The organism is Candidatus Gracilibacteria bacterium (assembly GCA_041661045.1).
GTDB lineage: Bacteria > Patescibacteriota > Gracilibacteria > UBA1369 > 2-02-FULL-48-14 > 2-02-FULL-48-14.
This window is the reverse complement of the sequence record JBAZVE010000001.1, coordinates 257,538-280,447: the sequence shown is the minus strand read 5'-3', so window position 1 is coordinate 280,447 and position 22,910 is coordinate 257,538. Positions and strand designations below refer to the sequence as shown.

Annotated in this window: 20 protein-coding genes; 12 read left to right on the top strand and 8 right to left on the bottom strand. The window is 45.1% G+C overall.

The window, feature by feature from the left end:
* The first annotated feature begins 16 nt into the window (after nucleotides 1-16).
* From WC777_01270 to WC777_01230, 9 genes are read left to right on the top strand one after another with little or no spacing between them, the layout of a single operon-like run.
* On the top strand, nucleotides 17-787 hold the full coding sequence (locus WC777_01270; protein MFA6023833.1) for an S-layer homology domain-containing protein: 771 nt from the start codon (nucleotides 17-19) through the stop codon (nucleotides 785-787).
* Between the two features lie 58 nt (nucleotides 788-845).
* On the top strand, nucleotides 846-1,097 hold the full coding sequence (locus WC777_01265; GenBank protein MFA6023832.1) for a hypothetical protein: 252 nt from the start codon (nucleotides 846-848) through the stop codon (nucleotides 1,095-1,097).
* Between the two features lie 3 nt (nucleotides 1,098-1,100).
* A complete protein-coding gene (locus WC777_01260; GenBank protein ID MFA6023831.1) occupies nucleotides 1,101-1,469 on the top strand; it encodes a type II toxin-antitoxin system VapC family toxin in 369 nt (122 codons plus the stop codon).
* Between the two features lie 22 nt (nucleotides 1,470-1,491).
* A complete protein-coding gene (locus WC777_01255; GenBank protein MFA6023830.1) occupies nucleotides 1,492-2,028 on the top strand; it encodes a hypothetical protein in 537 nt (178 codons plus the stop codon).
* Nucleotides 2,007-2,519 carry a hypothetical protein gene (locus tag WC777_01250; GenBank protein ID MFA6023829.1) on the top strand — a complete coding sequence of 171 codons (513 nt, stop codon included), beginning with the start codon at nucleotides 2,007-2,009 and terminating at the stop codon, nucleotides 2,517-2,519. The genes WC777_01255 and WC777_01250 overlap by 22 nt, the downstream gene beginning before the upstream one ends.
* A gap of 10 nt (nucleotides 2,520-2,529) precedes the next feature.
* Nucleotides 2,530-3,267, top strand: coding sequence for an undecaprenyl-diphosphate phosphatase (locus WC777_01245; GenBank protein MFA6023828.1), 738 nt, complete (start codon nucleotides 2,530-2,532; stop codon nucleotides 3,265-3,267).
* Between the two features lie 52 nt (nucleotides 3,268-3,319).
* Entirely contained in the window at nucleotides 3,320-4,348 is a 1,029-nt protein-coding gene (locus WC777_01240) for a formate--phosphoribosylaminoimidazolecarboxamide ligase (GenBank protein ID MFA6023827.1), read from the top strand.
* A 20-nt stretch (nucleotides 4,349-4,368) separates the two neighbouring features.
* Nucleotides 4,369-4,848 carry a hypothetical protein gene (locus WC777_01235; protein ID MFA6023826.1) on the top strand — a complete coding sequence of 160 codons (480 nt, stop codon included), beginning with the start codon at nucleotides 4,369-4,371 and terminating at the stop codon, nucleotides 4,846-4,848.
* Between the two features lie 22 nt (nucleotides 4,849-4,870).
* Nucleotides 4,871-6,064, top strand: coding sequence for a DUF1297 domain-containing protein (locus WC777_01230; protein ID MFA6023825.1), 1,194 nt, complete (start codon nucleotides 4,871-4,873; stop codon nucleotides 6,062-6,064).
* Here WC777_01230 and WC777_01225 read toward each other — a convergent pair.
* Together WC777_01225 and WC777_01220 are read right to left on the bottom strand one after the other, a co-directional pair.
* Nucleotides 6,061-8,304, bottom strand: a complete 2,244-nt coding sequence (locus tag WC777_01225; GenBank protein ID MFA6023824.1) for a type IV secretion system DNA-binding domain-containing protein — start codon at nucleotides 8,302-8,304, stop codon at nucleotides 6,061-6,063. The two genes, WC777_01230 and WC777_01225, sit on opposite strands and share 4 nt — an antisense overlap.
* A gap of 62 nt (nucleotides 8,305-8,366) precedes the next feature.
* Nucleotides 8,367-9,977, bottom strand: a complete 1,611-nt coding sequence (locus tag WC777_01220; GenBank protein ID MFA6023823.1) for a zinc-ribbon domain containing protein — start codon at nucleotides 9,975-9,977, stop codon at nucleotides 8,367-8,369.
* 143 nt (nucleotides 9,978-10,120) lie between these two features.
* Between WC777_01220 and WC777_01215 the strand changes: the two genes are divergently transcribed.
* Together WC777_01215 and WC777_01210 are read left to right on the top strand one after the other, a co-directional pair.
* Entirely contained in the window at nucleotides 10,121-10,876 is a 756-nt protein-coding gene (locus WC777_01215; protein ID MFA6023822.1) for a helix-turn-helix domain-containing protein, read from the top strand.
* A gap of 30 nt (nucleotides 10,877-10,906) precedes the next feature.
* On the top strand, nucleotides 10,907-11,041 hold the full coding sequence (locus tag WC777_01210) for a hypothetical protein (protein MFA6023821.1): 135 nt from the start codon (nucleotides 10,907-10,909) through the stop codon (nucleotides 11,039-11,041).
* On the opposite strand, the gene WC777_01205 is transcribed toward WC777_01210, so the two are convergent.
* Genes WC777_01205 through WC777_01190 form a run of 4 tightly spaced genes read right to left on the bottom strand, consistent with a single transcriptional unit; the run spans nucleotide 11,038 to nucleotide 15,452 of the window.
* Entirely contained in the window at nucleotides 11,038-11,961 is a 924-nt protein-coding gene (locus tag WC777_01205; GenBank protein ID MFA6023820.1) for a hypothetical protein, read from the bottom strand. The two genes, WC777_01210 and WC777_01205, sit on opposite strands and share 4 nt — an antisense overlap.
* Nucleotides 11,931-13,631, bottom strand: a complete 1,701-nt coding sequence (locus WC777_01200; GenBank protein MFA6023819.1) for a hypothetical protein — start codon at nucleotides 13,629-13,631, stop codon at nucleotides 11,931-11,933. The genes WC777_01205 and WC777_01200 overlap by 31 nt, the downstream gene beginning before the upstream one ends.
* A gap of 59 nt (nucleotides 13,632-13,690) precedes the next feature.
* On the bottom strand, nucleotides 13,691-15,118 hold the full coding sequence (locus WC777_01195) for an NAD(P)-binding domain-containing protein (GenBank protein ID MFA6023818.1): 1,428 nt from the start codon (nucleotides 15,116-15,118) through the stop codon (nucleotides 13,691-13,693).
* 1 nt (nucleotide 15,119) lies between these two features.
* Nucleotides 15,120-15,452: a tRNA-binding protein gene (locus WC777_01190; GenBank protein ID MFA6023817.1), complete on the bottom strand. Its 333-nt coding sequence runs from the start codon at nucleotides 15,450-15,452 to the stop codon at nucleotides 15,120-15,122.
* Nucleotides 15,453-15,507: 55 nt separating this feature from the next.
* On the opposite strand from WC777_01190, the gene WC777_01185 reads away from it, so the two are divergent.
* The gene (locus tag WC777_01185) at nucleotides 15,508-16,863 is read left to right on the top strand and encodes a helix-turn-helix domain-containing protein (protein ID MFA6023816.1); all 1,356 of its coding nucleotides are present in this window, start codon (nucleotides 15,508-15,510) and stop codon (nucleotides 16,861-16,863) included.
* Nucleotides 16,864-17,172: 309 nt separating this feature from the next.
* Here the strand turns inward: WC777_01185 and WC777_01180 are convergent, their stop codons facing one another.
* Nucleotides 17,173-21,222 (bottom strand): hypothetical protein, encoded by a 4,050-nt coding sequence (locus WC777_01180; protein MFA6023815.1) that lies wholly within the window; start codon nucleotides 21,220-21,222, stop codon nucleotides 17,173-17,175.
* 17 nt (nucleotides 21,223-21,239) lie between these two features.
* A complete protein-coding gene (locus WC777_01175; GenBank protein MFA6023814.1) occupies nucleotides 21,240-22,910 on the bottom strand; it encodes a hypothetical protein in 1,671 nt (556 codons plus the stop codon).

Below are 22,910 nucleotides of genomic sequence, written 5' to 3'. Positions count from 1 at the left end.
ATTTAACCAATTTCTCATGTTCGGAAAAATAAGCTCCCTTTTAGCTTTTTCTTTTGTATTTTTTCTTTTTCAAATTCACTCAGTAGCCGCTTCCGACTTGCCATTTTCCGATGTGAGTACGGACCATTGGGCTTACGAAGACATCAAAGACATTTATGAGTTGGGGATCGTGTCCGGTAAAAGCGCAAACAGTTACGATCCCGATAGTACGGTGACAACCGCTGAATTTATAAAAATGGTCACTGAAACAGCAGGCATCGACCTGGATAAATACGACGCCAGTAGCGTGCAATGGGTGAGTGAGGACGATTGGTTCTACGAATATGTGAATACAGCCTGGATCATAGATCTTTTCGACAAGACGGAGCCGGATATTGACTACAATTCGTCTTACGACGGCTCCAATTCACTTGTTCGTTACTCGAATACACCCATCTCCAGGGTGAACGCGGCAATCATTCTGATGAATGCGGTAAATCCTTACGAATGTATTACCGAGTCGGACGGTGGCAGTTTGCAAGATATTATGGATTGGGCGGAAGATGAGGATTTGCGTGAGAAATGGATTTCCATTAATACGGCTTCTTTCTACAACATCATCCGAGGTTTTGAAGAATATGGATACCCTTTTAAACCAGAAAATACTTTGACTCGTGCCGAAGCCGCAGTGATTGTTAACCGTGCTTATGAAACATTCTTCAAACCGGGTGCCTTCTACGAAGATGATTCAAACGGAGAATTTGAAAAGACGGCCGGTAGTGCTGATCCCGGTTGCCAGGCTGAATAGTCAACTTGCCTTATCGGTCAACTTTTGTTAAACTTTAGGTGAACAATAAGCTAACCTTATGAATGACTTTGATGGTGCTGAAATCGTAGGGATCAAGGAACTCCATCAAAACATGAAGACCATTTCTGATCGTGCCTTACAGGGGGTTGAATTCATTGTATTCAAAAGCTCCAAACCTATTTTTAGAATCATTCCCTATAGAACAAAGAAGGAAAAAGGGAAATATACTTTAAAAGATTTTCTAAAACTACAGACTCATACTGGAGATAAGAATTTAAGTAAAAATATTGATAAAATCCTTTACTCGTAATAAATGTTGATTCTGGATGCAAATATTTGGATCGCCGCCTTGAATATCGATGACTCACAGCACTCCAAGGCCTCACAAATTTTTGATCAAATCCATGAAACCATTGTTATCCCCGAACACATTCTAATAGAAGTGGTGAATGTGCTGACTTTGCATGTGGGGAAGAAAATAGCAGACCAATTTCTTCAAATGGCCTTGAATTCCGGTGATGTGGAAATATGGTTCAGCTCTGAAAATTTCACAAAAGAGATGATTCGATATTTCCTCGCGAATTCCCATAAGAAGCTTTCGTTCCAAGATCAAAGTCTTCACTATTTTTCACAGAGCCATAAAGTTCTGACTTTCGATAAAGATTTAGCTAAATTATTATAAACAGGTATTCCTAATTCCCCTTATGAAAAAACTTCTCCTCGCCACTGTCGTTTTCTCAGCACTCTTCACTGCTCAGGTTCAGCCCGCTTATGCGTGTAGTTGCATCATGCCCGGAACGCCTCAAGAAGAAATGGTAAATGCCGAGGCCGTATTCAGCGGGAAAGTTTTGGAGATTGAAGAAGTGAAGGATGGGTATGCCGTTGCCCTCCAGGTTATAGAATCATGGAAGGGGGTGGACGGTAGCACCATACAAGTTCATACGGGCATGGGTGGGGGTGACTGCGGATTTAACTTTGAAGAAGGCAAAGAATACATGGTCTACGCCAGTTCATTCGAAGGTACGCTTGAAGTTTACATATGCAGCCTCACCGGCCTTCTGGCGGAATCGGACACGGAAAGTTTAGGGGCAGGAGTGGTAACTCCCGAAGACACCTCCGAACAAGATTTTAGAATCATTTATGGAGTTGGAGCTCTTGTGATTGTGCTGGCCGCCGTTGCGTACGCGATCAAATCCAACAAACAAGTTAAGCATAAGAAATGATCAACGCCGTTTTCCTAACCGGCCTTATTAGTTCCATCATTTTAGTGATCGGTTCCGCATGGCCCGAACGGCCTCTCAAGAACTGGATTTTTGGCATCGGTAATTTTGGAATGTTGGCCTACGCAAGCTTGGCATTTTTCCTGGAGGCAAATCCCTTTTTCTTTGTTCTTTTGGAGCTTCTCTGTGCGGCTTCCAGCGTGCTCACCCTCCTGGATGTAAAAGAAAAAATCTCTACACACCTGATTGTGGTTTCCGGGCTCGCTCTACTCATTTGGTCTCTCTTTCTATTCGAAGATGCCACGACGGTATTTTTCATTTTGGGCCTCATAGCACTGGCTCTGGGTTTTATTTCTAAAGACACCGTTAAAAGGAATGCTGTATTCTTGCTCGGGTGTATTTTAATCTCAACCTTCAGCTTCATAAAAGAGGATTGGATTTTCTTCTGGCTCAACGCGGTCTTTGGACTTTTCTCCGCCTTTTACCTTCTCAAAGCACTTAGAAAGCGCTAGCATACCACTCGTGAATATTTTCCAAGCCATCCTCCTCGGCCTCATTCAAGGAATCACCGAATTTCTGCCCATTTCTTCGTCCGGGCATTTGATCATTACCGAAACTCTATTGGGGCTTCATGTGGACAGTCTTAAGGATTTTGATATTGCGCTGCACGGCGCCACCTTACTCGCCATTTTGATTTATTTCCGCCGTGATCTGCTCAACACAAAGTGGTGGCCTTGGCTCATTTTAGCCTCCGTTCCCGCCGCTCTCGTGGGCTTTTTCCTGGAAGATGTCATCGATCAAGTATTCCGCAGCGCCACTTCCGTGGCCATCATGATGATACTGGTGGGGGCCTTATTTTTCATTCCGGAGCCCAAAAAGAGTCAAAAACTCACCTGGTGGCGGGCCTTGCTCATGGGTCTGGGTCAGGCGGTGGCCATTATCCCCGGCGTGTCCCGCAGCGGCGCGACCATTTTCACGGGAATGCAATTGGGTCTCAGCCGCGAAGAAGCCGCTCGATTCTCCTTTTTACTCGGCTCCATCGCCATCGCGGGTGCGGGTCTTCTCAAAACTCTGGACACCGAAAGCATTTCCCTCCCTCTCCCCATCCTTGCCGCAGGTTTCATCGCCGCCTTCGCCTCAAGTTTTTTCGCCGCCTCCTTCCTCATGGCTTTCCTCAAAAAACACTCCTTCCGCATCTTCGGCGCCTACCGCATAGTCCTCGGCATCCTCATCCTCAGCTCCATCTGGATTTTAGGCTAAGCCCACAAAAAAGTTCGACAAATTTCATCTCCTTTGCTAGGATGGCTAAAATATGACAGCCTCTATTTCAGATTACGCAATCGCCACCCTGGGGAGCCACACCGCTCTTCAGATACTCAAGGGTGCGAAAGATGAAGGGTTCAAGACCATCGCCATTGTCACGCCGCAAACTCGGCGAGTTTTTGAAAGTTTTCCGGTGGCGGATGAGCTCATTGAGATCCCAAGTTTTGATCAGTACTTCACTATCGAAGATCAACTCATACAAAAAAACGCCATTGTGATTCCACACGGCTCTTTTGTGAGTTATGTGGGTCCCGAAAAAATTATTCAAAACATGAAAGCCTTGTACTACGGCTCTAAAGGAATTCTTCAGTGGGAATCCGACCGCAGCATGGAACGGGACTGGCTTAAAAAGGCAGGGGTGAATGTCCCCAAGGTCTTCAAAACTCCAGAGGAGATAGACCGCCCCGTCATTATCAAGTTTCACGGAGCCAAAGGAGGATTTGGATATTTCATCGCCAACTCTGCTGCTGAGTTTTACGAACGCATCAAAGAATTTCCCGGCGAGCACGACTACGCCATTCAAGAATATGTGGTGGGAGTTCCCATGTATGTGCATTATTTTTATTCCGCACTGAACAACGAACTAGAAATCATGAGTTTCGATAAACGCTACGAGTCCAACGCCGACTCCATCGGACGCATCGCAGCCAAAGATCAGCTCATCGCCAATATTCGCACCAGTTACACCATCACGGGGAATATTCCCATTGTGGTTCGTGAATCCATGCTTCCCATGTTTTTTGAATTGGGGGAAAGCGTGGTAAAGGCTTCTCGTGGCCTCGAAAATGTGCCCAAAGGACTTTACGGCCCCTTCTGTTTGGAAGGCATCATCGACCCCAATTTGAACTTCCGTGTTTTCGAAATTTCCGCCCGAATCGTGGCCGGAACCAATCCTTATATTGAAGGTTCCCCCTACACCGCACTCCGCTACAAAGAACCCATGTCCACCGGCCGCCGCCTGGCTCGTGAAATCAAACAAGCCATCGAAAGTGGACGCGTGGACGAGATTTTGGGATAATTACTGTAAGAAATAGACCTATGAAAAATATTTTCATTTTACTCCTCAGCTCAACTCTTATACTCAATGCTTGTGCAGCCCAGCCTGAACCAGAATCCGTTCCAGAAATACAAAAATACACTTGGGAGGAATACGACCTTTCTTTTGCTGTGCCTGAAGGGTTGGTGGTGATCGATCAGGGGCAATCCTTAATCTTAGACACTTATGATATTACAAAAGATGGAGCTGGCGATAACCCTGGCTACTTTAGGATTCATGCCTACAGCGATACAACGATGGAAGAAGCAGTTACAAAATTTTCCGATCAGGAACAATTTGAGCAAGGGGAATTTGAAAGAGGAGGAAAAAACTACACTAAAATCACATATTATTCTGAGTTTGGACACTATACGGCCGAAAACTATTTAATCGAAGACAAAGACAATATCTACCTGATCTATAAGTCATGGATAGGAACTTCAACACAGTTGGAGTTAATCCTGGAAAGCTTGGAATTCTAGATGATCTCTGTATGATAGGTGTATGAAGAACCTCGCTAAAATCCTCAAAGGCTACAATCTCAATCAAATCACCATCGGTGTGCTCGGTGGCCATAGCGCGCTAGAAGTTTGTGAAGGAGCGAAAAAACTAGGGTTCCAAACCCTCGTAGTCGCCCAAAAAGGCCGTGAGAAGACCTACGAAAAATATTATCGCACGCGCGAGGGGGGCAAAGGCTGCGTGGATCACCTCATCACACTCGACAAATTCGCCGACATCGTGAAGCCCGAGGTGCAAGAAGAACTGCGCTCCCTCAATACCATTTTCATCCACAATCGATACTTTTGGGTCTACTGCGACTGGAACGCTATAGAAAACGACTTCATCGTACCGATTTATGGGACTCGCCACCTCGTACGACTCGAGGAAAGAGACCAACCCAACAATCAATATTTCTTGCTCGAGAAAGCGGGGATAAGAATTCCGAAGATCATTCGTACGGGGGATTCAACCGTAACCGGGGAAGCACTGGATAAAGTTTTAGATGACCATTTCGTCATAAATAAAGGAGGTCCAGTCATCGTGAAAGTGAACGAAGCCATTCGTAGTTATGAAAGAGCTTTCTTCGTGGCCGTGAGTGCTGGTGACTTTCACAATAAATCTAAGGAGATGATCGTGAGTGGCAAAATCACTCAAGAAGGACTCGATAAAGCGGTGATCGAAGAGTTCATTATTGGGGCGCAAGTGAACCTTAATTTCTTCTATTCCCCACGCACAGGCGAACTTGAACTCATGGGAACGGATATGCGTCGCCAGACCAGTCTGGATGGATTCCTGCGCCTCAATGCCGATGTCCAAAATCAACTGCTCAGCTCGCACTACCAACCCAGCATGGTGGAAACCGGACATGTTTCCGTGACGATGAAGGAATCTCTGCTCGAAAAAGCTTTCGATATTGGTGAAAAATTCGTTAAAGCCACACAGGAACATGCCAAACCCGGCATCATCGGACCCTTCGCACTGCAAGGAGCAGTCGCAGCGGAAAATGGGCGGGAAGAATTTGTGATTTTTGATGTTTCTATGCGCATTCCCGGTTCCCCAGGCACGCGTTTCACTCCCTACACAAGCTACTTGTGGGGTCGCCCCATGAGCTACGGAGAACGCATCGCGATGGAAATCAAAGAAGCCCTCGCGGCTGGAGAACTGGACAAAATTCTGACCTGAGGAAGTTCAAACTAGATCAAAGGCATTTCAAAATCCTCTGTTTCTTGAATGACGGTGCTGGCGCTCACGGCGAGCGGTTCATCAGTGGTGCCTTCGTCCCATTTTTGTAGCATGGTTTCTACAGCCTCTCTCGGCTGGCAGTAGGCGGCACGGGAAAGATTGATGATATCTCGGCTGTAATCTATTTTGCTGTAGTCGATTCCAAGCGTTTTTCCGGAAAAAGCTTCCGTAAGCTCTCCGTCAATCGACATCTTCAAATAGAATTCACGAACCCCCAAGTTGATGATGTCTCGCACTCCGAAAATAGGCGTGTATTCTTCCGCCAAAATGGAAGCATCTTCAGCACCCACACGGAAACTGATCATGGACCCCACATTACCAAACACCGTTTTTCGTACCACCTCATCCAGCTGACCCACATACTGATGGGCGATGGTCAAACAGAGGCGGTACTTACGGGCTTCTGATAGAATTTCCGCAAAAGTATCGGTGGCAAAGTTTTGGAACTCATCCACATAGAAGTAGAAATCTTTTCGATCTTCCTCCCGCATATCGGCGCGGGCCATGGCCGCTTGATAAATCTTAGTGATGATCATGGACCCAAGCAGAGCGGAGTTTTCTTGTCCCAAAAGCCCCTTGGAAACCTTCATGAGCAGGATTTTTTCATTGTCCATCACATCCCGAATTTGGAAGGTGTTTTTGGGCTGTCCGATGATGTTTCGAATCATATTGGTGGACACCAGCTGACCCACTTTATTGAGCAACGGCGTGATGGCCTCCGCATCGAATTTTTCACTCCATCCGGCAAATTCATTCACCCAAAAATTCTTCACCACCGAGTCTTCAATGCGCGCAATAATTTTCTGACGGTAGTTTTTATCGGAAAGCATCTTCATGATCGAAAGCACCGTGGTGTTCGGCGAGTCCAGCAGAGCCAGTGTGGTGTAGCGCAGCACATGCTCCAAACGGTTGGACCAGTTGGAACCGAAGAGTTTCTTAAAAATATCAATAAATCCAATCGTGATTTGCATCTTAAATTTTTCATCCACTTTTTCGAGCGGATTGAAGGCGATGGGGAACTCCGTGTCACCGGGATCGAAGTAGATCACATCCTTCATGCGGTGTTCCGGCACAAAGCGCAAAATATTGTCCACAAGGTCTCCGTGTGGATCGAGCACGCCCACTCCTTTCCCGGCCAAAATGTCACTTTTAATCAAAAGCTCCAGCATCTTTGATTTACCGGTACCACTCTTCCCAACCGCGTACAAATGTCGACGGCGGTCTTCCCGTTTGATCCCAAATTCTTGATAAGTATTGTGATAATTGGTGGTCCCGAAGAAAGAAATATCTTGAGCGCGGTCCGTTGGTAGATTTTTTGGGGGCTCGTGTTTCTTAGCCAAAATATGCACCACATGCGGCACATGGTCGGAGTTGGGGAAGTGGTACAGCGTAGCCAGCTCATGGGCGCTCACCATCATGGGAGCCTTGATGTGTCGATGTCGATAATCTCGCAAAAAGGCATCCCCGGTTTTAAGTTTTTCCAGTTTAAATCCGTTGTAGTCGGTTTTATTGAATTGGAAGAACGACTTCACCAATGCGAGCAGATTATTCTTTGCTTCATCCGCGCTTCCCGCCACTGACCCAAATCGCACTTCCACTTCAAAGGGATGGTGTTCACTTTTGTGGATGAAGGCCTCATTTTCCTCATGATAAAAAGCCTGCTTATCCTTGAGGCGCACATAGTTTTTAAGACGGAATTTTCGTGCAATATTATTCAGACGCATTTTCCATCGTCGTCCAAAATGGTATTTCCAGTCCTCATGTCGCGGATTCATCAAAATTTGAACCCAGGCTTGATCTTCTCGTCCGATTTTTGAAACCACGGAAAAGAGTCCGCTGAGCGAATCTCCTTCAAATTCATCGTAGGTCTTGATGGGGTAAATATCGCTGAGCTCAAAACCCGCTCGCGTCCCCACCAAAAACTGCTTTTTGGGATCATAAAAGGTCGTATAGTCCTTCACCGGCTTAATCTCACAGTTGGGGAAGGTCGAATAAATCAAGCCCTCAATGAGCTTGGTGATGGCCGGATCACAACTGATGAAAAAGTAGGTGTACTGGTTGTACCCAAAAAGCTCCAGCGACAAATGATTATGATGGATACTGTTGTGCAAGTTCTCCAAAAACTGGAGAAACACATGCTCTTTTTTTGGATTGTCTGGTGTACCTTGCTCGAGAACGACCTGAAGAAAGTCCATATTTGTTTTACCAATACCCCATTATAGCAAAAAATGCCAGAAAGAGCAACCTGGAGGACAGGTTAATAGACGAGTTTTAAATAACACGCTTCGCAATACACCTTTTCCGGGCGTTCGGGGGCGTAGGAACTTTGAACGGTAAGCTGACACTCTTCACAGTTCCGTTCCCACAGTTTTCGTGGGTTCCGCTTTGAGAAGCGGTTTTTATGGCGGCACTCGGAACAAGTCGTGGGCTCAGGCAACTTCATTTTTTTGTAAAACTCTTGTTCTTGGGTCACGATTTTGAAGTTTTTTCCACAGTCTTTACAGATTGGGATCCCCTCCACCACAGGGTTTTTGACCTCTTCTTTCCAGTCATAGCCAGAGTTCTCGGCCTCTTCTTTACTGAGGGGGTAGTACTGTTGCGCCAAGGTTTCATTGTAAGCAAATGGACTCATACTCGCCGGAAAAAACTCGCCCCACTCGCCAGTCTTTTTCATGTGTTCAACGATGCGTGGCATCAGCGCTTCATACTCTTCTTTCGAATACTGTTTATTCAAAATGCAGTAGGTGGCCTTACGCAGCCCCACGCAGCCAAACAAATTATGAGAATTTTGCATGCAGAGTTTGCTGTAATAAATGTCGTAACAGCCTTCCCAAACCTGGTCAGAAAAATAAATGTTACGAACACTCTCGCCAATTTCATGACATTCATAACAAAACTCAACACCCTTTTGCGAACCGAAAACGGTCATATCATAGACCTTTTTCACATTGCGCGACTCCGTCACAAAACGACAATCTTGCGCATTGTAGACATCGAAACAATCGCGGCAATTTTGAGTATTATAGAGGTAGTCACCCTCCGACCCTTCATTCTGGGTGCCATGGTAATTTTTGCAAGGGAACTGGACGGCATATTTTGAGAAGTCCTCCCCTATTTTTTGTAAGCTAGCCAAGTTTTGCAGGTCAAATCCGGCCAATTTCTGCAAGTATTCCTCGCGTGAATATTGTTGATTGTAGATGCAATATTTTTTATTTCTCAAATTCACGCAGCCAAAACAATCGCTGCAGCCAATACAATTTTTAAGGAACCAAGAATCGGAGCAGTTCATACAGTCTTGCCCAAAACGCAAACCATAACAATTCTGGCAATCGATGCATTCATAACAAAGTTCGGACTTCATCACTTGCAAGGTATCCATGCAGTCCCGCGAGTCTCCAATATGCGTGGAATACATGCATTTATCATTGTAATCAGCCTCAAAAATCAAATAGCAATCTTTGCACCAGCCCGCTTGGTTGATGTAGTCGGAGTTCTGGTTTCCGGTGGATGAAAGCGCCAGTTGCGGAACTTTCCGTAGCAGTTCATTAAATTGTTCAAAGAAAGGCCGAGTGAAGTCAAAATCCTGCCCGTAGTTCATGGCGTTCCATTTGTCCGAATACCAGTGCTCGTTTTTGTAGACCTTGTAAGGCTTATCTTCAGAAAAAACCGACAAAGTGGGCTCACCCGTGAGGTCACATTTCCTCAAATATAGAGTGCGTTCATTGCGCCAGGCCAAGCGGCGTTGTTCACGGCAGTTCGGACACTGCGTGGGGTGGGGCACACCCATTTCTCTGTAGAAGGCCTGATCCTTTTCATCCAGATCGAAGTTCTTTTGGCAGTGCGTACAGGTTTTTTGGAGAGTTTCCATAAGGGTTGTTACAAGAACGAATACTAAGCCTTTTGTCATAAATTAACAATAGTCCAGCAACATGACTTGCAAGCTTAACCCGTTAATGTTAAGCTAATATTGTCAAAATAATTTTGACAACAAGGCGGATAGCCACATCAACCATGCTCCACAATCTACTTCAAACCTGCGGTCTCAACTCCATGGAGCAAAAAGTGTTTCTTCACTTGTTTGAACGAGGGGAGGGCATCGCCAGCGTAGTGGCCAAACAACTGCAAGTCAAAAGGACTACCGTGTACGCTGCTTTGGACGCCTTGGTTCATTTTGGGATCGTAACTCGCAAAAAGCGTGGGTCCACCAGTTACTTCAACTGTTTACCTCCAGAAATGGTGGCTAAAGTCTTGGAAGGTCGTGCTCGTGAGCAGTTTGAAGAAGTTCATAGTGCCACGCGCTTGCTTCAAACTCATTTGAAAGAGCTTTTACCCAAGAAACAGGACTTCGGAGCTTTTGAAATTTCTACATTTGAATCCATGGAAGCCGTATATCAGCAACTCTCTCAAACCTTGATCAGTGGGGATTTCAATGCTTTCTTCAACCCTCAAATCGCTATTCCAAATGAGCGCCTCAAAAATCTGGTGAAGGATTTTTTGCAAGCCACCGCCCAAAGCAAGGCCAACATCCGTGAAATTTTAGTCGCCGGCCCCACCACAGATTGGTACAAAAGTCAGGTCAAAAATCCCAATCATCAAATCAAGGAAATTGCGAAGGAAAGCTCTTTTTTGTCGGACATCATTTTGGTGAACGACTACATCATCCTAAACAGCTACGATCCTAAAAAAGAAGTGGGTATCAAGATCCGTGAAAAATACCTACACGAATCTCTCCTCACCCTCTTCAACTGGATGTGGGAGAGGATTTAAGATATTATTCTAAGGAATTAATGGCATTCCATGATTCCATTCACAATGAAAAAAGAATTCTCAGAGAAACAGCTAGAGAAAGACGCTAAGGCTTTAGCTAAATTAAAGTTTGACGATCTCCCCACTGAAGATGAGTGGCTTATCATTCAGTCCGAAGTTTTTTAATACACCATCTTTAAATAACACGCCTCGCAATACACCTTTTCCGGTCGTTCGGGGGCGTAGGTGCTTTCTATAGCCATCGTACATCCTTCACAATTCCTGGGCCAAAGGGTCTGTGGATTTCGCATAGCCAAGCGGTCTTTATGTCGTTCATTGGGGGCTCGCTTGGGAATGGGCAACTTCATTCGGCGGTAGAATTCCAACTCCTGTGGAATCAATTTGTACAAGTTGCCGCTTACTTCGCAGGTCAGAATTTTTTGTAAAATATCATCACCCACTTCTTCAATGTTTTCAGAGAACTCCGTTATCGGACCGTGATAGCTATTGCTTTCGTCGTCCTCTTTCCAATGGTAGCCCTGAGCTAAAGCTTCTTCTTTTGAAAGAGGGAAGTACTCATTGGCCACGGTCTCATTGTAGCCAAAAGGAGAACCAGTAACAGGGAAGAACTCGCCCCATTCGCCGGTCTTTCCCATGTGCTCAATTATTTTTGGCACCAAAGCCTCATAGTCCTCTTTTGTATACTGTTTATTGAAAATACAATAAGACGAATTGCGGATTCCATCACAAGCAAAAAGGTGATGAGAATTGAAACAACTGTTGCAGTAAGCACTTTCGAAAACTTTATTGCAGAACTTTGAGAAAAGCAGCTTTTGATTTTGGTAGGCGCCAAGGTACTCGTAACACAGTTCATTCTCCTCGGTGAAATTATTATCATAACAATCCTTTAAGTCCACCACTTGCATACAATAAGCACAGTCTTCCGCCCGATCAGTGAAGTAAGAATTCTCGATATTTTTAGATTGGAAAACATAGTTTCCACTCACATTTTCTACCTGTCGACTCTGCATATAGCGATGTGGGATTTGAAGTTTGAGTGCCGCAAGTTTGGCCTTTAAAAGCGTTTGAATTTTTGGATCCCACAATTTAAATTCAGATTTTCGTTTCTCATACTCTTCTTTGCTGAGTTGCTCATTAAAAATGCAGTACTGCTTGTTCCGCAGGCCTGCACAAGCAATGCAATCGCTGCAAGCTTGGAGGTCATAACAATAGATCAAATTTCGCGAACTGTGGCAGTCTTGGCAGTAGAAACACTCGTATAGTTTTCGAGAGTCCACACACTCGTAACAGTGCTCACACTCGCGCACAACCAGGGTATCCAAGCAGTCAAAAGAGTAGTAAGGCGAGCCGTAAAAACACTTTTCGCTGTAGACCGATCCAAAGATCAAATACGAGTCTTTCACATTCCCAACATAGTTGCAGTAACTGCTATTTTCCGAGTTCCAAACGGACATGGCCAGTTTAGGAACTTTCTTGCTCAGACCCTCAAACTGCTCAAAAAATGGACGGTTGAAATCAAAATCCTGTCCATAAGTTTTAGCATCCCATTGATCACTCCACCACTCCCCGTGCTCATAAACACTATAGTCCCCATCAGGTGCAAAATTAGAAATAATGCTCTTCCCTGAAAGATCGCATTTGCGGTGATAAAGGTTTCGTTCATTGCGGTGAGAAAACCTTCTTCGCCTCCGTTCTTCCGGGCACAGGGTGGGCAAGGGTAAGCCCATCTTTGCATAAAAAGCTTGATTTTCATCGGAGATAACGAAAGATTTTCCGCTCGCCGCACAGTTTTTAGTAAGTGGTGCCATCAATAAACGGTTTTTAAGTAACAGGCTTCGCAGTAGACTTTCTCGGGTCTTTCCGGAGAGTAAGTGGTTTTGATGGGAGCGTTACAGTGCATGCAGGTGCGGTCCCACAAAATCCGTGGATTCCTGAATTGCGTGCGGCCCTTGTGGCGTTCTTCAAAGCACTGGCGAGGGATGGGAAGGCCAAGCTGTTTATAGAACGCTAGCTCTTGTGGAATGATTTTGAAATATTTTCCGGTGACATCACATTGCAAGATAGCCTCACAAATACTGGGTTCAACATCTTTAATATTGTCTGGGATGGATATCACGGGTCCCGCATAAGCCGCACCATCGTCCAACTTTTCCTTCCAAACAAGTCCTCGACTTAAAACTTCTTCCTTGGAAAGAGGTAGGAAATCTTGCGCAACAGATTCATTGTAGGCAAAAGGAGAAAGTGTCGAAGGGTGAAACTCTCCCCACTCTCCGGTTTGTTTCATGTGTTCAACGATGCGAGGGAAAAGTTCAAGATACTCTTCTTTGGAATACTGTTTGTTCAAAATGCAGTAGGTTTTTTTCTTTAAACCGATACATCCAAATAAGTCATTTGAGTTGAAACAGTGATCACTGTAGTAGAGATTATAGCTCTCGTGAGACACATGTGAGCCGTAGGAATATTTTGTGTAATTACAGGCGTAACATTCATACTGCCTTTCACATTGAAGCGCACTTTCATAAACATCATAACAGTCAATGTTCTCGTAGCCGTCATAAATGAACTTGGAATCTTTGCATTTGATCGCGTAAAAGGACTCCTTTGTATTTTGAGACTCAAAAATATAGTCTCCGGAGCAGTCTTCACTCAAATCTATAATCGCAAAGCGATGGACAGCAGAATCCCTCAACATTTTACGAAACTCTTCTTTTAATTCATTATAGACTTTATAACTTCCAAGATCATATTTCTTCATTTGTTCCCGATACTCACCTTCAGAGTATTGTTTATTCCCAATACAAAACTTCTTGTTTCTTAGGCCATAAGACATGAAACAGTTTTGGCAATTTCTACAGTCATAAAGAAAAGCACTTTCAGAGCAATTCTTGGAACTCACCAAGTCGGTGGATGAAAAGCATTGTTCACAAAAAACACTATTGTACAAAAGTTCACAACGGTCGATGGAGTAACAGTCGACACAGTTCTTGCAGTTGAGGACATAATTTGTCGAGTAATGAACCCCTTCACAATGTGTGGCGTTAAAAAGAAGATAGCAGTCCTTGTTGTAAGTAGCATGATTTGTATAAGCAACATTCTCACCTCCCTTTGAAAAAAGATTGATGCGAGGAACCACGAGTTGTAGCTCATGAAACTGGTCGAAAAAAGATCTGGAAAAATCGTAAGGCCTTCCATAACTCAATGGATCCCAGGCGTCAGACCACCAGGAGTCTTTCTCATAAACCTTAAACATCTTATCCGGTGAATAGTTGGAAATAATTTGGTGTCCCGTAAGATCGCATTTGCGATGATAAAGATTGCGCTCATTCCGAAAGCTGAGGCGTCGTCGTTGCCGTTCTTTGGGACATAGCGAAGGCATGGGGACGCCAATCTTTGTGTAGTAGGCTTGATCCTCATCAGAGATGATGAAGGGTTTTCCGCTGACCGTACAAGTTTTTGTGATCGGAGTCATAGATTCTTAAATTGTTTACAAACCTTCTCAAACAGGTCTTTTAAAAGCACTTGAGCTGGCTCCAGCTCTTTGTAAAGCCGCATGGTGAAGCTCTTTTCATTAAAGCCACCACTCGCATTTTCAAGGCGCTTCTCAGAGGAGATTCCATCCCTAAGCTCCTCACCACAAGAAATAAGCATTTCCCCCATTATTTTCTGTGAGCTTTGTGCATCAAGTCCCTCTTGAGCGGCAACCCGAATGAAGGGATCGAGGAATGAATTGAGTACTCCTCTGAAAAGCACGAAAGCCGTTGCGAGAGGCATCTCTTCTTCGGGGACTTTTTGAATACACTCTCCAAAAATATAGTGGAGAACTTTTTCGTCTTCATCAGAACAAAAAGAATCCGTTGAGTAACAAATAACATCATTTCTAGCGTCTACCGGAGTGATCAAGCGAACATTGTGCCCACCAAATAGTTCATCGAGCTTGTTCAGTTTGAAGGTCGGACCAAGACTGATTAAGAGCTTCCCTTGTCGGCCGGCTTTAATGGCAGCTGCAAAGTCCTCAAAGCTTGCTTCTTTAGTCGCCAATATAATCACGGCAGCATTTTTCACGGCCATTTCATTGTCGGTCGTCAGGACTAAATGTGGACTCAGATCTTTAGGTGCTTGGAGTTCGTTTTCATTTCGTCGAGTAGCAACAAGTTTCTTGTGTCCATTTCTAATGAGCCGTTTTGCAATACTGCTGCCAAGATGTCCAAGTCCAATAATGGCGATAGGGGTATCGGGTGTCATATTAAAACAATCGTCCACCCACGGGTACATCCCGTTCAGGTTGAGTCAAGACCACTTCGCCATCGCTGTCCGGGAGGCCCAGGGTGAGCACTTCGGAAACAAAGGGGCCGATTTGGCGAGGAGGAAAATTGACCACGCCGAGCACCAGTCGTCCCACGAGTTCTTCCCGGGCATAGTGCTTGGTGATTTGGACGGAAGATTTTTTTGTGCCCACTTCGCCGCCGAAATCGATGGTGAGCTTGTAGGCAGGCTTGCGTGCCTCGGGGAAGGGTTCGGCGGCCAGCACGCGGCCCACGCGAATGTCCAATTTTTGAAAGTCGTCGATGTTTGCCATAAATTTTGATTAGCTTCAATCCTATCACAACTGTAAGTTCAATAATAATTTTAGCTTGAAAAATAGTAAATTACAGGTTAGATTAGTTGTAGAAATTATTTTACAACAAAGCCAATTGCTGCAGGAAAAACTCCAAGAATTCGGCCTTTCGGAGGAGGAAGCTCAGGTTTACCTCACGGTTTTGGAGCTTGGGGGTTCTTTTGCAAGCACCATCGCGAGCCAAGCAAAAATCCCGCGCGTAAACTGTTATTATGTCTTGGAAAACCTACGAAAACACGGCCTTGTGACCGCCAATTTTAAGGGCAAAGTGAAGTTTTTTGTAGCGGAGCCCCCCCAAGTCTTGGTGAACCAAATGGAAACGCAGTATCAAAGCGCAAAAAAGCTCCTTCCCGAGCTGCTCTCCATCACCAATGCGCTGGCTTTTAAGCCCATCATCCGCTCGTACGAAGGACTGGAGGGTATCAAGACCATTTTTGAGCAAACGCTCGAGGCAAAATCGGAGGTGTTGGGTTACACCAACCTGGAGGCCCTGGGTGAGCTCCTCCCCGATTATCTCCCCACTTATACGGAGAAACTCGTCAAAAATCACATCAAGGTGCGCTTACTTTCGCCTTCCACAGAGCAGGCACGGCAATTCGTAAAACGCTTCTACCCCAAAAAATATCCGCAGGAATTGGTGGAAATTCTCTTTGTGAATCCAAAAGAATTCAATTTTGAAAACCAAATTTCCATCTACGAAAACAAGGTCGCCATAATGTCCTTAAATCCGGATGAACGGATGGGAATGCACATTGAGTCCGCCGTGTACGCACGCACTCAACGGGCCATTTTTAACCTGGCGTGGCTCGGAGCCACGGCCTTTGTGGCGCAGTGAAAATCCTGGCACCCCTCTAGCCCACGGTCTCCAAGTAGCACTTTTCGCAGTACACTTTTTCGGGACGGTCGGGGGCGTAGGTGGTTTCAAAGGGAGCCGAGCATTTTGCGCACGCGCGCGAGTAGAGCCGTTGAGGATTTTGAAGCGCCACTCGTTTGAGGTGACGACAGTCAAAACAAAAGTGAGGAAGGGGCAGCCCCATTTTGCGATAGAACGCGAGCTCTTGAGGGATGATGCGATAATTTTTACCACAGCCTTCGCACGCCAAAATGTCTGCGGAGACTTGAGCACCCTGCACGGGGCGGGCCGCTTCCTCCGGATCACGCCATTGGTAACCTTGAGCGAGTGCTTGCTCACGAGTCAGCGGGAAAAAGTCCCGAGCCTTACTTTCATTGTAGGCAAAAACCGAGAGAGAAGACGGAAAAAATTCGCCATACTCGGAATCGGCCAACATTTGCGCTTTTATTTGATCACGGAGCTTTTCATAGTCCTCCGGAGAATAGTGTTTGTTGAGGATGCAGTTGCTGTGCCCCTTAAGGCTCATGCAGCCAAAACTCTTTTTGCTAGCCTGGCAGTTGTCACAGTATTCAAGCTCGCTCGACTGGTAGCAAAGGTTACAAAATTTACTGAAGAAAAGATCGATCATGGCATGAACTTCGTACAAAAATTCACCACCCGCGGCGCGAGTGATATCCATCGCATCTTTCACATCAATCACATCAAAATTATAACGAGAATCCTCAACGCTGCGGCTGTTATAACAGTGCTGAGCATTCTTGGAATTCACGATGTAATTCCCACTGCAATTCTCACTATTCTTCTCCCAAAAACTTTTTACGGGAGTTTCTAGGCGCAGTTGCTTATATTTTTCCTCCAAATCTTTACGGAAAGTGGGATCTGTATTGAAGCGGGTCCAAGTCTGTTCAAATTCCTCTTTACTAACAGGTTTATTCAAGACCATGAATTCTTTTCTTCGGAGCCCAACGCAGGCAATCAAGTTGCTGCTGCTGCGGCAATCAAAACAAAGACAAGAAAAATTCGTGCTCATGCAATTCTCCAAGTGAATGGAATGGTAACATTGGTCGCTATCCGTGCAGTCGTAGCATTGTTCCACATTACTGCACATATAAAGATCCATGCTGTCCTTTGAAAACTGAGCAAAATCAGAATAAAAAACATCCTCGCACTCACGGAAAGAGTTCCCCATGTAGCAGTTTCTGTTTTTAGCACTGTGCACGGTGTAGTCGGAATTCTCACTTTGGGTTTGGTAACTGGCCATGCGGGGAACTCGAGCCCGCATCTCACCAAATTGTTCAAAAAAAGATCGAGTGGGGTCATAATCAACGCCGTACTTCAAAGGATCGAAGGCGTCACTGAGATAGCAGTCTTTGCAGTAAACAGGAAAAGGTTTTTCTTTTGAATAAATACTAATCATGACGGCATGGCACAAGTCACAATCCCGCTTATAAAAGTTCCGATCATTGCGAAAGGTCCATCGTCTTTGGTTACGACACTCGGGACAAAGGGAAGGCGCAGGCACTTCAAATTTCTTCAAAAACACTTCATCCTCAAGAGTGATTTCAAACGGCCCGCTGCACTTTTTACATACTTTCTGCATCAGTAGATTTCGGCTAAATAACAGGCCTCACAGTACACTTTTTCGGGGCGATCGGGGGCATAAGTGGTTTCAATGGGTTTCGCACATTTTGCGCATTGCCTGGTCCATGTTTGAATGGGATTTCGGGAAGCAATACGGATTTCATTGCGTGTTTCGGGGGCATACCGTGGAATAGGGATTTCCATCTGACGATAAAGCTTGAGCTCGCTTGGAATGATTTTGTAAGGTCGCCCAGTTTTTTCACAGACCAGGGTTTTGCTCAAAATTTCATCCGTAATGTCATGGATAGAGTCAGGTAAATCGTTGGGGGTGAGTGCCCGTTTCTCTTCATCAAACCACCGCAATCCCTGAGCCAAAGCCGCCTCCTTTGTGAGAGGGAAATAATCTTGAGCCACTGTCTCGTTGTAAGCAAAAAGGGAGTTTTTTGCAGGGAAAAATTGCCCCCATTCACCGGTAGATTTCATGTGCTCCACAATCCGTCCCCGCAAAGCGAAATAATCTTCTTTGCTGTACTGCTTATTGAGGATGCAGTACTCCGCCCGCTTCAAATTACTGCAGCCAAAGAGGTCGTGGGAGTTGAGAACAAAGTTACAATAAAAAGTGTCTTGAGAACTCCAAGAAAATGTACAGAAAGCACAATGAGAACCATCAATAGAGCCCAACATTTCGTAGAAAAGCTCAGCCTTATGACCGATATGGTCGGAGCTTGCGGAATCATTGAGTCCCCAGCCCCCTAAAAAGATATCCTTCAAATCTTCCGCAGGCCCATAAATACCAAAACAATTCTCGCAGTTCTTAGCTCCGGAAATGTCATCACCCGTGCAGTGTTCACTATTTATAATTTTCACATAACGATGAGGAAATTGTAGTTTGAACTCAGTAAATTCTTTTCGCATATTCTCTACCCCACTCCAGGTGTCCAAACGCATGGCTTTGATCTTTTCTTTGTACTCTTCAGGGGGATAAGGTTTGTTGAAAATATGATATTTCTTTCCAACCAAACCCACACATCCGAAGCAGTTTTCACAATTGCGACACTCAAACAAAAAACTGCTATCCCTGCATCCAAAAGCCTTTTGAGAGTAGCGTATATTATAACAATTCTCAGAGTCTAAGGTGTCATAAACGAGCTCCGAACCATTCACCCAATACACATCAGAGACATCTCGGCAGTGCATACTAAAGACCGAATATCTACAGTCTTCACAAAAGTCACCACCAAAGACCAGATAACAATTTTTATTCCCAGTTGTAATGTTGCAATACTCGCTATTCTCTCCATTCACATTCAATAGTGCCATGTGAGGCACCATGCGTTGCAACGCCGCAAATTGTTCAAAAAAAGGTTTCGAGAAATCATAGTCGATCCCATAATCGCGTCCATCCCAGGCATCCCCTCTCCATGCCTCCGTGCGGTAAACGAGCAAATCTTTATCAGGCGAAAACACGGAAATTACAGGCTCCCCCGTCATGGAGCAATTTCTCTTATAAAGCCGTCGTTCATTGCGATGGGAAAGTCGTTTGCGATGTCTTTCCTCCGGGCACAAATCCGGCAAAGGGGCATCAAATTTTTTAAGATGTTCTTGCTCCCACTCACTAACCGTAAAAGGTTTTCCTGTGAGGCGGCAGGTGAGATGAATATCGGGCATAAAAAATCAGTAGATTTCGGCTAAATAACAAGCTTCACAATAAATCATTTTTTCATCCGTGGGGATGTCGGTCAATATCTCCGTGGAACATTTCCGGCACCGGGTAGGGCGTAAGCGATAAGGGGTGCGTTTTGCCAAACGGTCGGCATGGCGTTCATCTGGACACTTCGTGGGCAAAGGTAAGTTCATCTCTTTGTAGAATTTGAGTTCCTGAGGGATCAAACGGAAAGCTCGGCCACTCACTTCACAGGTGAGCACATTGTCTCCCTCAGCCTGGGCCGCCGCACTTTCAGGAGCATCGTACCAACTCCACCCTCGCTGCAAGACTTCTTCTTTCGTGAGAGGGAACCGTTCTTGTGCCACAGACTCGTTGTAGGCCATTGTGGAATGCTCCACCGGGAAAAACTCACCCCATTCTCCGGTCTTTTGCATGTGCTCAATGATGCGCGGCACCAAAATCTCATACTCCTCTTTTGAATACTGTTTATTGAAAATGCAATACTTGCTGCCCTTCATACCGATGCACCCAAAAAGGTTTTGGTTACCGTTACTGCAATAACAGGAATAGATCGTCTCACTGCTGCCACCAACCAAAGCGAAAGAAAAAAGGCTTCTGGAGCTTTTCCCACCTGAAAGCACTTCGTACAGAAGCTCGACTTCATAAGCAAAATCGGTATCCATACAGTCTTTGCTAAACTCAGTTTGAGTGCAATCAAGGACATCTTCGCAGCCCACGATATCAAAGGAATTGTTCACATTCTTACTGTCAAAAATATGACTTCCTTGCACATACTCAGAGTTGAGGACCACCGTTGCACGAACCGGAACGGTTTTCCTAAAAGCTTCAAAAGCAGCCCGGCATTTCACAAACGCCTCATGAGAACCATCCCACCATTCCTGAACTCGTTTCTCATACTCTTCTTTTGAAAGGGCCTGATTGAAGAAATGATATTTTTTTTGCACCAAACCCACACAGCCAAAACAGTCGTTGCAGCCGGACATATCGGCACAAAACAAGAGGTTAAAAGAGCCTCTGGAATTTTCCGTGTAAAAACACCGATAGCATTTGCGGCAATCGATGCACTCGTAACAAAGTTCACACTCGGCTAAGTTATACCCGTCAAAGCAAGAACGACTCTTGAGCGCCAAGTAAGTGTAATAAATATCTTCCGTGTCGGCCAAGCGAGAAGAAAGAAAACAGTTGCGAGACTGTAAAGTAAAGGCCGTGTAGTCACAGTTCTCGGAATTCACAACAATGCATGCCGCCCGAGGAACCGCGGTCGATAGCTCATGAAACTGATCAAAAAAGGTCCTGGAAAAGTCGAAATCCCGACCATAGCTCAGGGGATCGTACGCATCACTCCACCACACATCCAGGGCGTAGACGGGGAAGGGCTTATCAGCGTGGTGTACGGAAACAATCGGCTTACCGGTCTTATCACATTTCCGTTTGTAAAGAATTCTGTCGTTTCGAATCGCATATCGTCTTTGTCGCCGACAATCAGCGCAAAGGGAGGGTTCCGGGATCTCAAAGCGCCGCTCGCCAATAACTGGAGCCACTTTTTTAAGGAATTCACGCTCGGTGGGGGTGACTTCAAAAGGGTTTTGACACTGCTTACAGCTCTGCATGAAGTGATTTTAGCAAATTAGTAAACCTTAGCCAAATAACAGGCCTCGCAGTACACCACTTTTGCCCTAAGCTCAGTGTAAGTAGTCTGGATAGCTTTGCCACACTTTCCACAAGACCGGTCAAAAAGGGTGTAGGGATTGTGTAGCGCGATGCGATTCAAATGCCGTTCATCGTGGTGGCGCCGTGGTAACGGCAATTTCATGTTTCTATAAAATTTCAACTCTTGGGGCGTGATTTTATAAGGGCGTCCGCTCACTTCACAGTGGAGTACTTTTTTTAGAATTTCATCATCCACAGACCGAATATCCTCCGGAATTTCATCTACAGGCGCTCCATCTATTTGTTCGTCACACTCTTCATGCCACTTGGCATCCAAAGCCAGCACTTGATCTTTATTCAGGGGAAAGTACTCCTCCGCCACCGTCTCATTGTAGCCAAAAGGCGAAACGGAATAGTCAAAAAACTCTCCCCATTCTCCTGTTTTTTGCATGTGTTCAATAATGCGGCCGACCAAAATTTCATACTCCTCTTTTGAATACTGCTTATTAAAAATGCAGTACTGTTTATTGTGGAGGCCCACGCAGCCAAAGATGGAATTGCAGCTGTGGCAGGAGAGAGAATAATAAATGTCACTGCCATTCCAAACCAAATAATTACTCATTGCGTTTTTCAAACTCAACACAGAGCACAAATTGTAAGAAAACTCTACTCCGTCGGGAGCGCAAAAAATAATGTCATAAGAATTCTTTGTTTTTGGGGAAAAGTTTAAATATTTAGAATCTTCGCATTCCTTGGCATCAAAAACATGGTGGCAGTTTTTAGAGTTGTAGACATTGTCTCCCGTGCAATTCTCACACCCGTAAGTTTGCGCTTGTCGGTGGGGCAAAGGGCCCTTCAGCACATCCAACTGCTCCCGCAAAAAGGCCACTTTTTTAGCCGTTAAATATTCATATTCCTTTTTCAACTCTTCAAAACGCTCCTTCCCAACAAAGGTATTCAAATAATAATATTCCTTTGAGACCAAGCCAAAGCAGGCGATACAGTTTTTACATGAAAGGCAGGAATCCACCATCAAACAGTCGCTACAATTTCGAGAATTCAAAAAGTACCGGCATTGATAGCAGCCTTCGGAGGCAACCCCCTCATAACAGAGTTCACAGGAGTAAATGGCCAAATTGTCCACGCAGTCTTTGCTGTCCACAATGTACTTTCCATACATACAGTCCTCATCATTGCCCGCTCCAAATACGAGATAACAATTGCGTACAAAAATTGCAAAATTAGTATAATAACTGTTCTCACCACTTTTATTGACGAGAGAGACCTGAGGCACGGTCTCCACCAATCCCCTAAACTGCTCATTAAAGGTTCTACTAAAATCAAAATCTCGTCCATAACCGAGCGGGTCCCATGCGTCAGACCACCATTCATCCTGGTCATATATCTTATGAGGCTTATCAGGAGAATAATTGCTGATAATACTCCGTCCACTCAAATCACTTTTCCGTGTGTAAAGCTTGCGTTCATTCCTAAACGCCATCCGCCGCTGAAGACGACATTGCGGACACATTTTTGGAGCCGGAATAGGATATTTTTTCCCAGCAAAACTTGGCGAAATACTGTCATAAAAAGCAAGGTCCTCCGCAGCGACTTCAAAGGTTTGATTGCATTGCCTGCACGCGGCCAT